Below are 12,155 nucleotides of genomic sequence, written 5' to 3' on the forward strand. Positions count from 1 at the left end.
GTGAGGGCGGTCGGTCACACCGCCCCCGAGGCGGTGCCGGCCCGGTACCCGAAGTCCGCGTTGTCGGCGGGCGGGGCGGCGGCCGCGGGCACGGAGCCGAGCGCCGTGCGCTCCGGCAGCAGCGCCAGTACCGCCTGCCGGTGGTACTCGCTCGTCGCGTCGTCGAACGGGTCGGGCGTGGCGGGCACTTGGAGACGGAGGACCGGGCCCGAGCCGAGCCGGGCGTAGCCGCGCCCCGGCGGGACCTGGTCGGCGGGCGTGGTCTCCGGTGGCGCGCCCAGGACGGCGCGCACGTCCTCCGGGCCGGCGGGCCCGAGCACGACGCGCGCCCGGGTGTGGGCGCGTACCGGCTCGCTCAGCAGCTCCGCACTCTCGAACTGGTCGGCGACGGCCACGGTGACGCTCGCCGCGCGCCCGTGGCGCAGCGGCACCTGGAGGAGGCGCTGCGGGTCCTCGCGGCCCTCGGCGGCGGCGAGGTGGGTCAGCGCGCTCGGCCGGTCGACGAGGACCCACAGCGGCTGCCGGATGTCGTCGGGGACCGGCAGCCCGGCCTGCCGCGCGCGGTTCGCGGCGATCAGCCGCCGCTCCGTCTCGTGCGCCGCCCACTCCAGCGTGGCCAGCGCGCTGGTCAGCCCGCACTCCACGCCGAGCACGCCGGGCCGCCCCAGCAGGAAGGCGAATTCGCCGGTCCCGCTGCCGTCGATCACCAGCACATCGCCGTGGCAGAGCGCCTGCAGGGCGACGGACCGCAGCAGGGTCGTGGTGCCGCTCCCGGGGCGGCCGAGGGCCAGCAGGTGCGACTCGGTGGAGCGCGGCCCGGTCCGCCAGACCACCGGCGGCACGTCCCGCGGCTCCGCCTCCTCGGCCGCGCCCGCCACCGGTACGGTGCGCTGGACCGCGCCCGCGTCGGTGAAGCCGAGCACGGTCTCGCCCGGTGTGGTCACGAACCGCTGGGCCGCGATGTCGGTCGGCAGCGCGGGCAGCACGGTCAGGACGAGCTGGTTGCCCTCCTGGTCCCACGCGAAGTGGTACTCCCGGCCGCGCCCCGACTTGGCGAGCAGCACCTGTTCGATGCGGGCCCGGGACTGGGGCTCGGCATCGGTGAAGTACACCGGGTACTTCAGGCGCAGCCGTGCGAGCCGCCCGTCCTCGTCGAACTCGTACTCGGGGAAGGCGGTGGCCCAGTCGCCGTCGTGGACGTACAGCGGGTTCGGGTCGCCCTCGAAGCTCAAGTACGGCACCAGCGCCTCGTACAGGGCGCGCAGCCGGCCGGTCTCGGCCTCGGTCGGCCCGGCGTCGGCGGGCGTCCGCTCCCGGCCCGCCCAGGCCGCCGCCGCCATCACCGAGATGAGGCCGAGCAGCGGTCCGTACGGCACGAGCGCCAGCGACGCCAGGCACACGGCCGTCGTGGCCAGCAGCGGGCCGCGGCGCTCCTGCGGCGTCGCCGACCACCGCTGCCGGCCGGCCGAGAGCAGTCGGCGCAGGCCGCGGCCGATGACGAGCAGCGGGTGGAACACGTCGGAGGCGCTGTCGGCCGCGGTCCGCGCGAAGTCGCGGCCGCGGGCGAGGGGAGCGGTGTTGCTCAGGATGCTGGGCAGTGGACGCCGGGGCACGGAAGGTCTCCTGGGGAAGCGTGACGACTCGGCGGGACTCTCAGAGCGAGAGCCCCTTGAGCAGGCCCGCGAGGCTCGCGCCGCCGGCCTTGATGCCCGGGGCGATGGCGGTGCCCGCGAGGTAGAAGCCGAACAGCGCGCAGACGACGGCGTGGGAGACCTTCAATCCGTCCTTGCGGAAGAACAGGAACATGATGACGCCGAGCAGGACAACGCCGGAGATGGACAGGACCATGGGGGTTCTCTCCTGGGTGGTGGGGACGGTCACCATGAGTTCTTCCAGCCTCACAGCCCGTATCAAGCCCGGCAAAGCCGCAAATGGGTGATTTATCGTTGAAACCGCCCAATCGGGCCCCGTCGTAGCGCAATCTGCCCCGGAGTGTGCCTACAAGCGCCGTAGATGCCGGTCGCGCCCCTTGTGCGGCACTTCGGTCCGCAGGAGTGTGTGCGCCATGGCCGTCACCGTGCGACCGCACTGCTCGAAGTGCTGCCCGGTCGTCCCTCCGAAGCCGGTCCTCCCGGAACGCCTGCCCCCCTCCGCGTGGGTCGCCTTCCTCCTCGGCGCCGCGGCCCTCATCGGAAGCTGGGCACTGGTGCTGTGGGTGTTCAGCAGCCTGTTCGACTGACGGGTGGGTTTCACGGGCCGTGTCCGGCGGCGGCGCTCAGGGCGTCCCGCTCGCGCGCCACTCCAGGGCTTCCGCCTCCTCGCGGAACTCCAGCAGGTGCTGCCCCGCCAGCCGCCCGAGTGCCTCCCGTACCTCCGTAGGTCGCACCCGGAAGAATTCCCTGCGGGTGTTCACGCGGTTCACGCGACGATCCTCAAACTCCTGGTGGAGCCGCCGCTCCAGCCCCACCGCGTCCTCACTGAAGATCAGCGCATGGACATCGAACCGGAACGGCACGGACGCGTCGCCGAGCTCGTTGACCCGGTCCATCGGATCCAGTCGGCGGGTCAGGCCGATCTTGACCGTCCGGTCACCGAACGCACCGACGTTGGAGATCACGTACACATAGCCCGCCCGGACATTGGCTTCCCGGTGGTCGACCGCCTCGGTGGCGGCGTCGACCTCGGCCAGCCTGGCCTCCAGCTCTGCGATGGAGGTGGCGTCGGCCACCCCTGTCGAGGCGCGCAGCCGCGCAAGCGCACTCTCGTAGTGGCGGCGCTCCTTCTCCAGTCGTTCCCGCTCCCGCTGGATCTCGCGCTGCAGCTTCTCTTCCTCGCGCTGCGCCTCGCGCAGTTCCCGCCGGTGCTCCTTCTCTCGTTCCTGCTGCTCCAGGTGGTCGGCCGTCAGCTCCAATTCGCGTACACGCAGGCCGTGGTACTCGTCCGTTACCCGGATCTGCATGGTGGCGCCCAGCCGGGCAATGGCGGCCCGGGACTTGTCCAGCCGGTCGACGGCAGCGGTGAGCCGATGCGGTCGCATGGTGCGTACAGCCGCATCCGCCTCCGCGTTGTAGGCGCGCAGCATGAGTGTGGAGAAATCCTTCACCATCTTGCGCCCGGCCTGCAGTGAGCCGTTGACCTGCCAGTTCACCGACCCCAGCACGGCATTGCCGTTCTTCGCCAGAATCTTGTAGCGGTCCTTGAGCGAAGTCAGTTCGGCCTTGTATGCCACGGCATCCGCGAGCCGGTGCCGGAACTCGTAGATCCCGGCCTCCTGCAGCAATGCGTTCTCCTCGGTCTCGACGACCGACTGCCGGAGTTGTGTGAGCCGGGCCTCCGCCGCGGCGATGTCACGCGCCAGCTCGGCCTGTCGCTGCCGAGCTCCGGTGAGCTCGGCCTCCGCCCTGTCGGCAGCCGCTTCGATCTTGGAGTCCAGTACCGCTTCCGACCGTGCGATGTCGTCCAGAAGTCCTTCGTGCGCACGTCGCAACCGCTGCTGTTCCGCAAGGATCTGTGCCGAATCCAGGCCCATCACCTGCGCAAGTTGTTGTCGCAGGACTTCGTTGTCCGCATGCAGTGCGGCGGCACCTGCCTGCATGCCGGCCAGTTGCTCGGTCAGCCGCGCGGCATCGGATTCAGCTTGGCGGCGACGGCGCCCGAAGACGCCGCCCACGGAGTGCCCGGAACCCGGCTGCGCGGGCGGGGGTGCCGACGGGGCTGGGGCCGGCCGAGCCGGAGTCTGGACGGGCGATGCAGCGGCAGTCGGCCCGCCGCCGCGTACGTGCTCCACCCACTGGCGTAACCGTGCCGCGACTTCGTCGCCGTCCCGTCGGTCGATGCCCGTGACGGTCACCGGAGGCGCCGACCACACGTCGATGTGCAAGCCGCCCCGCATCATCCCCGGTTCCCAGCGGAGTCCCATCAGAGCTTGGTACGGCAGGTCACGCAGCAGTCGGCTGCCCGTGGTCTCGCTCAGGAAGAAGGCTCGCGACGTAGTGACCGCCAAGATGCCGTCGGTGCCGTCGCATGCCCCCACGGCGAGGAGCTCGACGGCCTCACCGTCGTGCAGCACCTGCGGCAGGGCCCACAGCTCACGCTGCACGGCGTCCGTGGCGCCCTGCAGGCGGGTGAGCGCGGCATCGACATCGGGACGCTGGTGCATGGCATTCACTTTTCACTAGGGTGACCGGCTGCACCCTGCGTGCTACAGGCATCGCACGCGACCGCACAGACACACAGGGCATGCGCAGTATCGGACCCCGCCCGGCCGGAGCTGGGAAGATGATTTCCGGCCATGAGTATGTTCCGTCGGCATATTCCTGACTGTGCCCGTTTGGTCGGGCGCGGTCGAGGCTCAGCCAGCCAGGTCGGGGCTGGTCGTCGCCGGGATGTCGATGTCCGACCAGGTGAGGGCCGTCCAGCCGGTGGTGGGGGAGCCCTCCAGGGTGACGACCGCGGTGTTGGGGAGGGGGTGGGCGATGGCGAAGTCGGCGTCCAGATTGTGGGCGCGCGCCGCCGACCAGGTACGGATCGCCGCGCCGTGGCTCACCACGGCGGCCGTCTCGGCGCCGGAAGCGGCGATCTCCTCGATCACCGCGTCGTAACGCGCCAGCATCTCCACGCCGTTCTCGCCGCCCGGCATCCGCAGCTCCGGCTTGCCCGCAGGCCAGGAGAACGCCACGCGCTGGTACTGGTCGTTCGAGGCCGCGTCGCCGCGCATCTCCAGCTCGCCCGCGGCGATCTCGCGGACGCCGTCGCGGATCACCACGTCCAGGCCGCGGGTCTCGGCGAGCGGTGCCGCGGTCAGCTGCGTGCGCACGAGGGTGGAGGCGTAGAGCGCGTCGATCTTCTCGTCGGCCAGCCGCTCCGGGAGCGCGGCCGCCTGCTGCTCGCCCAGCTCGGTCAGACCGGGCCCCGGCGCTGTGGTGTCCAGCAGGTGGCCGACGTTGGACGGGGTCTGACCGTGACGGATCAGCAGCAGGCGCATGGGAGAACTCCGGTCGGGACGCGGGCGGCGTCCCGTACGGCGCGTGTCCGTACCGGCGCGCCGCCCGTACGGCACGTACGTATGTGGGCTATGCAAGCAATTTCAGGCTACCGGACATCCGGTGCTGCCCCGCCTGAGCCAGTACTTATGCCATGACGCCCGTCGCGCCGTCCGTCTGCTCGCGGAGGATGTCGGCGTGGCCGACGTGCCGGGCGGTCTCCTCGATGAGGTGGACATAGACCCAGCGCAGGGAGATCTCGCCGATCTGCGGATGGGGCACGACGTGGTCCAGGGGGAACGAGGCGGCCACCGCGCGCGACTCCGCGCACGCCGCGTCGTACGCCGCCAGCAGCCCGTCGAGCGACTCCTCGGGCTCCAGCTCCCAGCCGCCGTCGTGCTCACCCGGCGCTTTCGCGTCCCCCGCGGGCGACGCCGGACCCGACAGCAGGTCGGGGAACCAGGCCCGCTCCACCACGGTCAGGTGCTTGACCAGCCCCGCGAGGGTGGTCTCCGAAGGGACGAGCCGGCGGCGCGCCGCGGCGTCGGCCAGGCCGCGCACCTTCCCCCGGAGCGTCGAGCGGTGGAAGTCCAGGAACGCTTCCAGTACTTCGCGTTCGCCGCCGGTGCGGACGCGCATCGGGGCCGGCAGGTCGGCGGGCGCTGTGGGTTCGGGCTGAAGTTCGGTCATGGAGGGAGTCTGCCGTACCGCCCGCGCGACGGATTACGCGGGGAGCGAGCACTGCCGCGCGAGCACATCGGGCGGTATAGGAACGAAATACATCCACAGGTACTGGCGCGGGCGCGCGACGGCGCGCGGACGGAACGGGGGCGGGCGGCGTGAGCGGACCCATGGGGGAGCGGGCCGACGGGAGCAGACGGACCGGAGGCGGCCGCAGCGGCAGATGGTCGGCCGGCCGGACGCGAATGCGACCGCTGGCCGGGCTGCTGGCGGCGGCCGCCGTCTCCCAGGCCGGCACGCGGGTGTCGGCGATCGCGCTGCCCTGGTTCGTCCTGGTCACCACCGGCAGCGCGGCACAGACCGGCCTGGTCGCGTTCTGCGAGATGGCGCCGTACGTCCTGATCAAGGCGCTGACCGGGCCGCTGGTCGACCGGGCGGGAGCCCGGGTGATCTCCTGGACGGCGGACGTGGTCAGCGCGGGGGTGGTCGCCGCGGTGCCGGCGCTGCACGCCCTGGGCCTGCTGGACTTCTGGCTGCTGCTCGTCATGGTCGCGGTGATCGGCGGCGCCCGCGGCCCCGGCGACCTGGCCAAAGAGGTCATGATCCCGGAGGCCGCTGCCCGCTCGGCGATGCCCATCGAGCGGGCCACCGGCCTGCTCGGCGTGGTCGAGCGGCTGGCCGCCACGGTGGGCCCCGGCGTGGGCGGCGTAGTGGTCGCCGTACTCGGGCCGCTGGCCGGCCTGCTCGTCAACGCGGCGACCTTCGCCCTCGGATCGGTCCTCGTCGGCCTGGCACTGCCGCGCGGGATGGGCGGCGCGGACGACGGTACGGGCACGGCGCACGGCGGGGACGCCGCCGGAGCCGAAGCGGGGTACTGGCGCCGGTTCGCCGAGGGCTTCTCCTACCTGCGCGGCCAGCCGCTGCTGCTCATCATCATCTGCACCGTCGGCTTCACCAACTTTCTCGACGCGGCCCGCAACTCCGTGCTGATGCCGATCTGGGCCAAGGAGTCCGGCCACGGGCCGTCCGCGATCGGCCTGACGGTGAGCGCGGCGGGCCTCACGGCGGTGGCCGGCAGCCTGGTCGCCGCGGTCGTCGCGCACCGGATGCGCCGCCGGCTGGTCTTCTTCGCCGGCTTCCTGATCGCCGGCGCGCCCCAGTTCGTGATCCTGGCGGTGGACGTACCGGTGTGGGCGGTGGTGACGGTGTACGCGCTCTCCGGCTTCGGTTCCGGCTTCCTCAACCCGATCCTGGGCGCGGTCATCTGGGAGCGGATACCGCGCCGCCTCCTCGGCCGGGTCGGTGCGCTGGGCGACTCGCTGGCCTGGGCGGGCATCCCGCTCGGCGGCCTGCTGGCCGGCGCGGCGGTGGTCTGGGCGGGGCTGGTACCGGTCCTCGCGGTGAGCGGCGCGGCGTACTTCCTCGCCACCAACCTGGCGGGGCTGCGCCACGAGTGGCGGGAGATGGACCGGGAGGCGGAGGGCGGCACGGACCGGAAACCGGCCCGGGAGGCGGGGAACCGGCCCGCGCTTCCCGAACCCGTGACCGAGCCGCTCGCCCCGCCCCCGGCGGACGCCGCGCCCGCGCCGCACCCCGACCGGCTGGAGAAGGCATAGCGCGCGGCACGCCGGGAATGCGGGCCCCGGCGCGGTAGGCCGCCTCCGCCGCGTACAGCCGTTACGTTCAGGGGCACCACGTGAACCGCGCGGAACCGAAGGAACCGAAGGACCCGGAGGACCGACATGGCGAAGATCCTTTTCGTGCTGACCGGCGCCGACCACTGGACGCTGGCCGACGGCACCCGGCACCCCACCGGCTTCTGGGGCGAAGAGGTGGTGGCCCCGTACCGGGCGTTCACCGAGGCCGGCCACGAGGTCGTGGTCGCCACGCCCGGCGGCGTGCTGCCCACACTGGACCCGGCCAGCCTGGCCCCGGAGGTCAACGGCGGCCAGGAGGGCGCGGACGCGGTCGCCGCCGCGCTCCAGTCGATGGACCCGCTGCGCAGCCCGGTCAAGCTGGAGCAGGTCGACGTGGCCGGCTACGCGGCCGTCTTCTACCCCGGCGGCCACGGCCCGATGGAGGACCTCGCCACGAACGAGGACTCGGGCCGGGTACTGACCGACGCGCTGGCCTCGGGCAGGCCGCTGGGCCTCGTCTGCCACGGCCCGGCCGCGCTGCTGGCCACCCGCGGCCCCGACGGCGCCTCGCCGTTCGCCGGGTACCGCCTCACCGCCTTCACCAACGCCGAGGAGCAGCAGGCCGGCTTCGCCGATAAGGCGCCGTGGCTGCTCCAGGATCGCCTGGTGGAGCTCGGCACGGACTTCCGCGAGGGCGAGCCGTGGGCGCCGTACGTCCGCACCGACCGCAACCTCGTCACCGGCCAGAACCCGGCCTCCTCCGGCCCGCTCGCCGCGGAGATGGTCAAGGCACTGGGCTGACCGGGCCCCTTTTCCGACCCGGCGCGGAATGAATCCTTCCGCGCCGACGCTGTGCATGGTCGATCGCACGCACCACCCTGAACGAATCGAGCACCGCATGACCGGCTCACCCGCCACCTCCGCCGAAGCCCCCGCAGCAGCCGCCGGGACCGCCGAGGCCCCCGCCGACCTCGTCGCCCGGCTGCGTGCCACCTTCCGCGGCGGCCGCACCCGTTCCCTGGAGTGGCGAGCGCAGCAGCTCTGGAAGCTCCGTACGCTGCTCACCGAACACCGCGCGGACCTCGCCGCCGCCCTCCATGCGGACCTGGGCAAGAGCGAGGCGGAGGCGTTCGGCGCCGAGGTGGACTTCCCGATCCGGGAGATCGACCACACCCTGGAGCACCTGGAGGAGTGGCTGCGGCCCACGCCGGTCGCGCTGTCCGCCGAGGGCTTCCCCGCCGGCAGCTCGGCGGGCACCCGGTACGACCCGCTCGGCGTCGTCCTGGTCATCGCGCCCTGGAACTACCCCGCGCAGCTGCTGCTCGTCCCGCTCGCGGGCGCGCTCGCGGCGGGCAACACCGTCGTCGCCAAGCCCAGCGAGCTGGCCCCGGCGACCTCGGCGCTGCTGGCCCGGCTGCTGCCGGAGTACCTGGACACCGACGCGGTCGCCGTCGTCGAGGGCGGCGTACCGGAGACCACCGCACTCCTCGCCCAGCGCTTCGACCACATCTTCTACACCGGCAACGGCACGGTCGGCCGGATCGTCATGCGCGCCGCCGCCGAGCACCTCACGCCGGTGACGCTCGAACTGGGCGGCAAGTCACCGGCGTTCGTGGACCGGGACGCGGACGTGACGCGCACGGCACAGCGGCTGGCCCGCGCCAAGTTCCAGAACGCCGGCCAGACGTGCGTGGCCCCCGACTACGTCCTGACCGACCCGGAGACCTCCAAGGCCCTCCAAGTCGCGCTCGCCGAGGCCGTCGAGGAGCTGTACGGACCCGACCCGGCGGCCTCGCCCGCGTACGGCCGGATCATCAACCACCGCCACTTCGACCGGCTGACCGGCCTGCTCGACTCCGGCCGCACCGTCACCGGCGGCGGCCACGACCGCGCGCGCAAGTACCTCGCGCCGACCGTACTGGCCGACGTGAGCCCCCAGGCGCCGGTCATGCAGGAGGAGATCTTCGGCCCGGTGCTGCCGATCGTCGAGGTCGCGGACCTGGACGAGGCGATCGCGTTCATCAACGACCGGGACAAGCCGCTGGCCCTCTACGGCTTCACCGAGAACGAGGCCACGCGCCGCCGGCTCGCCACCGAGACCTCCTCGGGCGGCCTCGGCTTCGGTATGCCGATGGCCCACCTCCGCGTCCCCGACCTGCCCTTCGGCGGCGTCGGCGAGAGCGGGATGGGCGCCTACCACGGCCCGCACTCCATCGCCACGTTCAGCCACCGGAAGGCGATCCTGGACGTACCGCTGGCGTAAGGGCGTAACGGCGTCAGCGCCGCAGTCGCACCCGGTAGGAGTACTGCTCGGGCAGGAAGTAGCTGATGGCCAGCTCGACGCGGCGGCCCTCGGAGGTCGTGTAGAGGCGGTCGATGCGCAGCAGCGGGTGGTGCGGCGCGCACGCCAGCTCCTCCGCGACGGCGTCCGGCGCCGGCGCGACCGTGATGGACTGCTCGGCCTCGGTGATCGGCGAGTCCAGCCGGTCGTCCAGCAGGCCGATGATGGTGAACGTGGAGCGCGCGCCGGTCTCGGTGAGCTGGCCGACGCCCGCCAGCGTCTCGCCGACGTCCGGCGGCAGCCATACCGTGGTGTGGCAGAACGGCACGTCGTCGTGGAACCGGCGGAAGGCGAGGGTGTGCACCATGTCGCTGTCCAGCCGCAGCCGTCCGGCCGCGTCGATGTCCACGCGTCGCCGCAGCGGGCTGGACAGCTGCATGGTGGTGTCCAGGGACAGCCCCATCAGGTCGTCCACCGAGCCGAACCTGCGGACGTACCGGCCGTCGCGCGGCGCGGCGAACGTGCCGCGCCCGGGGACGCGGTACACCAGGCCCTCGGCGACCAGGTCGTGGAAGGCGCGGCGCACGGTCTGGCGGCTGACCCGGTACGTCTCGGCCAGCTCGGCCTCGGTCGGCAGCCGTACCCCCTTGGGGTACCGGTCGCCCGCGAGGTCCGTGCGCAGATCGTCCGCCAGCTGCTGATACGCGGACCGCCCACGGGCCGGCTTGTTGGCCGCCATCACATCCTCGTCGCCGTTCGGATCGGTCCGGACAGGCCGGACAGGAAAGGACGGCCAGCTTATCGGCCGCGGAACGGGCGGGTCACCTGCGGGGACGGCCGCTCAGCCGCCGCCGGCGCCCAGGATGCGACGGGCCCGCTCCAGTACCGGGCGGTCCACCATCCGCCCGTCGACCACGGTGACCGCCTCGCCCGCCGCCAGTACCCGCAGCGCCCAGTCCCGTTCGGTCGCCGACGGAGTGAACCCTTCGTGTACGGCGTCGAGTTGACGCGGGTGGATGCAGAGCTTGCCGGCGAAGCCCAGCCGGCGGGCGTGGGCGATGTCCGCGGGGAGCGGGCCGTCGGCCGAGAGGTCGGCGGTGACGCCGTCGAGCGGCGGCGCGAGCCCGGCCGCCGCCGAGGCGCAGACCACCCGCGAGCGCGCGTACGCCAGCGCCTGGTGGTCGTCGGGGTCCACGCCGAGATCGGCCGCCAGGTCGATGTTGCCGAAGGCGGCCCGGAGGAGGTTCGGGGCGCGGCACAGCGCGGCGGCGTTCTCCACCCCGGCCGCGGTCTCGATCAGCGCCAGTACCGGGCTCCTGCCGCCCGTCCGGCAGGCGATCGATTCCAGTACGGCCGGGTCCTCGGCCTTGGGCAGCATGACGGGCGCGCCGTGCGCCGCCGCCATCGCGAGATCGGCCTCGAACCACTCGGTGCCCGGCGCGTTGACCCGCACCACGGCCCGCGCGCCGCCCGCCAGCCACCTGGCCACGTCGTCCCGCGCGGCGTCCTTCCCGTCCGGCGCGACCGCGTCCTCCAGGTCCACGATCACCCCGTCGGCGCCCGCCGCTGCCGCCTTCGCGAACCGGTCGGCGCGATGCCCTGGGACGAAGAGCAGGCTGCGCGCCGCGGCGAGCGCCTGCGCGTACGAGGGTGCCCCGGTGCCGGTCATGCGAACGTCACCTCCGCCGTGGCGTGCTCCGCCGCGCGCGGCCCGGCCACCGACAGCCGTACGCCCGACGCGTCGCCGTCCTCGTACGGCGTGCCGCAGGACAGCAGCCGCTCGCCGCAGAACGACGGGGTGCGCAGCCGGTAGGACAGGGTGCGGACGGTGCGCTCGGGCGCGCGGCGGCGGACCAGCTCCAGCATCTGCAGGACGAGCAGCGGGCCGTGCACGACCAGGCCCGGGTAGCCCTCGACCCCGGTGACGTAGGGCTCGTCGTAGTGGATGCGGTGCGCGTTGGCGGTCAGCGCGCTGACGCGGAAGAGGACGGCCGGGTCGGTGGTCCACGGCAGTTGCCAGGGCGCGTCGCCGTGCGGCTCGGCGCCGGGGTCGAGGACGATCCGGTCCGGTACGGGCGCGTCGCCGCCGCTGCGGTAGACGATGTCCTGCTCCTCGGCCACCCGCACCTCGCCGTCCTGCCGGAACTCGGTGCGTACGGTGACGAACAGCAGCCCGCCGGTGCGGCCCCGCTTCGCCTGCACCTTGGCCACGCGGCTGGTCTGCTCGGCGGGCCGGCCGACGGTCAGGGGCGTACGGACCTCCAGGCGGCCGCCCGCGAACATCCGGCGCCGCTCGGGCAGCGGCGGCAGGAAGTGGCCGTCGCGCAGGTGCCCGTCCGGACCCAGCTCGCTCTGGCGGGCCCAGGTCAGGAAGTGCAGCCAGTGCCACAGCGGCGGCAGCGGCTGCCCGGCGGCGGCCACCGGCTCCGGCAGGTCCAGTACGGCGGAGAGCGCGGCGACCGGGGCGGGGTCGAGGGGGTCGGTGGCGCCGGTGTCGGCCGGGTGCCAGCTGCGGGCGGTCTCTTCGAGGACGCTGAAGTCGGCGGGGGCGCCGGACATGGGGGCTCCTGTCTG

12 protein-coding genes are annotated in these 12,155 nt (G+C 73.3%); 4 read left to right on the plus strand and 8 right to left on the minus strand.

Translation table 11 applies throughout. The annotated features are described in order from the left end of the window. Positions 1 to 14: 14 nt before the first annotated feature. Together ABT381_RS01930 and ABT381_RS01935 are read right to left on the minus strand one after the other, a co-directional pair. Positions 15 to 1,613, minus strand: a complete 1,599-nt coding sequence (locus ABT381_RS01930) for a hypothetical protein (RefSeq protein WP_351586546.1) — start codon at positions 1,611 to 1,613, stop codon at positions 15 to 17. A gap of 40 nt (positions 1,614 to 1,653) precedes the next feature. Then, positions 1,654 to 1,848 (minus strand): hypothetical protein, encoded by a 195-nt coding sequence (locus ABT381_RS01935; protein ID WP_351586713.1) that lies wholly within the window; start codon positions 1,846 to 1,848, stop codon positions 1,654 to 1,656. A 217-nt stretch (positions 1,849 to 2,065) separates the two neighbouring features. On the opposite strand from ABT381_RS01935, the gene ABT381_RS01940 reads away from it, so the two are divergent. Beyond that, positions 2,066 to 2,239 carry a hypothetical protein gene (locus ABT381_RS01940; RefSeq protein WP_351586548.1) on the plus strand — a complete coding sequence of 58 codons (174 nt, stop codon included), beginning with the start codon at positions 2,066 to 2,068 and terminating at the stop codon, positions 2,237 to 2,239. A 36-nt stretch (positions 2,240 to 2,275) separates the two neighbouring features. On the opposite strand, the gene ABT381_RS01945 is transcribed toward ABT381_RS01940, so the two are convergent. The 3 genes from ABT381_RS01945 to ABT381_RS01955 form a co-directional block, all read right to left on the minus strand. Next, on the minus strand, positions 2,276 to 4,159 hold the full coding sequence (locus ABT381_RS01945; protein ID WP_351586550.1) for an SNIPE associated domain-containing protein: 1,884 nt from the start codon (positions 4,157 to 4,159) through the stop codon (positions 2,276 to 2,278). A 192-nt stretch (positions 4,160 to 4,351) separates the two neighbouring features. Then, positions 4,352 to 4,984 (minus strand): histidine phosphatase family protein, encoded by a 633-nt coding sequence (locus tag ABT381_RS01950; RefSeq protein ID WP_351586552.1) that lies wholly within the window; start codon positions 4,982 to 4,984, stop codon positions 4,352 to 4,354. A 145-nt stretch (positions 4,985 to 5,129) separates the two neighbouring features. Beyond that, positions 5,130 to 5,672, minus strand: a complete 543-nt coding sequence (locus tag ABT381_RS01955) for a DinB family protein (RefSeq protein ID WP_351586554.1) — start codon at positions 5,670 to 5,672, stop codon at positions 5,130 to 5,132. Between the two features lie 236 nt (positions 5,673 to 5,908). On the opposite strand from ABT381_RS01955, the gene ABT381_RS01960 reads away from it, so the two are divergent. The 3 genes from ABT381_RS01960 (at position 5,909) to ABT381_RS01970 (ending at position 9,563) form a co-directional block, all read left to right on the plus strand. Then, complete coding sequence (locus ABT381_RS01960; protein ID WP_351586556.1) at positions 5,909 to 7,279, plus strand: MFS transporter; 1,371 nt, start codon at positions 5,909 to 5,911, stop codon at positions 7,277 to 7,279. Between the two features lie 126 nt (positions 7,280 to 7,405). Further along, positions 7,406 to 8,101, plus strand: coding sequence for a type 1 glutamine amidotransferase domain-containing protein (locus ABT381_RS01965; protein WP_351586558.1), 696 nt, complete (start codon positions 7,406 to 7,408; stop codon positions 8,099 to 8,101). Between the two features lie 97 nt (positions 8,102 to 8,198). Further along, a complete protein-coding gene (locus tag ABT381_RS01970; RefSeq protein WP_351586560.1) occupies positions 8,199 to 9,563 on the plus strand; it encodes an aldehyde dehydrogenase family protein in 1,365 nt (454 codons plus the stop codon). Positions 9,564 to 9,576: 13 nt separating this feature from the next. On the opposite strand, the gene ABT381_RS01975 is transcribed toward ABT381_RS01970, so the two are convergent. The 3 genes from ABT381_RS01975 to ABT381_RS01985 all read right to left on the minus strand — a co-directional run bounded on the left by ABT381_RS01975 (position 9,577) and on the right by ABT381_RS01985 (position 12,140). Next, a complete protein-coding gene (locus ABT381_RS01975) occupies positions 9,577 to 10,320 on the minus strand; it encodes a GntR family transcriptional regulator (protein ID WP_351586562.1) in 744 nt (247 codons plus the stop codon). 102 nt (positions 10,321 to 10,422) lie between these two features. Beyond that, positions 10,423 to 11,250: an HpcH/HpaI aldolase/citrate lyase family protein gene (locus tag ABT381_RS01980; RefSeq protein WP_351586564.1), complete on the minus strand. Its 828-nt coding sequence runs from the start codon at positions 11,248 to 11,250 to the stop codon at positions 10,423 to 10,425. Next, positions 11,247 to 12,140, minus strand: a complete 894-nt coding sequence (locus ABT381_RS01985; protein WP_351586566.1) for an HTD2 family dehydratase — start codon at positions 12,138 to 12,140, stop codon at positions 11,247 to 11,249. Before ABT381_RS01985 ends, ABT381_RS01980 begins: the two co-directional genes overlap by 4 nt. Between the last annotated feature and the right edge of the window lie 15 nt (positions 12,141 to 12,155).

Source organism: Streptomyces sp. NPDC000151 (assembly GCF_040301705.1).
In the GTDB taxonomy this organism is placed as follows: Bacteria; Actinomycetota; Actinomycetes; order Streptomycetales; family Streptomycetaceae; genus Streptomyces.

Coding starts and splice junctions, on each gene's coding strand:
- ABT381_RS01935 (WP_351586713.1), bottom strand. CDS start 1,848: ATGGTCCTGTCCATCTCCGGCGTTGTCCTGCTCGGCGTCATCATGTTC.
- ABT381_RS01940 (WP_351586548.1), top strand. CDS start 2,066: ATGGCCGTCACCGTGCGACCGCACTGCTCGAAGTGCTGCCCGGTCGTC.
- ABT381_RS01945 (WP_351586550.1), bottom strand. CDS start 4,159: ATGCACCAGCGTCCCGATGTCGATGCCGCGCTCACCCGCCTGCAGGGC.
- ABT381_RS01950 (WP_351586552.1), bottom strand. CDS start 4,984: ATGCGCCTGCTGCTGATCCGTCACGGTCAGACCCCGTCCAACGTCGGC.
- ABT381_RS01955 (WP_351586554.1), bottom strand. CDS start 5,672: ATGACCGAACTTCAGCCCGAACCCACAGCGCCCGCCGACCTGCCGGCC.
- ABT381_RS01960 (WP_351586556.1), top strand. CDS start 5,909: ATGCGACCGCTGGCCGGGCTGCTGGCGGCGGCCGCCGTCTCCCAGGCC.
- ABT381_RS01965 (WP_351586558.1), top strand. CDS start 7,406: ATGGCGAAGATCCTTTTCGTGCTGACCGGCGCCGACCACTGGACGCTG.
- ABT381_RS01970 (WP_351586560.1), top strand. CDS start 8,199: ATGACCGGCTCACCCGCCACCTCCGCCGAAGCCCCCGCAGCAGCCGCC.
- ABT381_RS01975 (WP_351586562.1), bottom strand. CDS start 10,320: ATGGCGGCCAACAAGCCGGCCCGTGGGCGGTCCGCGTATCAGCAGCTG.
- ABT381_RS01980 (WP_351586564.1), bottom strand. CDS start 11,250: ATGACCGGCACCGGGGCACCCTCGTACGCGCAGGCGCTCGCCGCGGCG.
- ABT381_RS01985 (WP_351586566.1), bottom strand. CDS start 12,140: ATGTCCGGCGCCCCCGCCGACTTCAGCGTCCTCGAAGAGACCGCCCGC.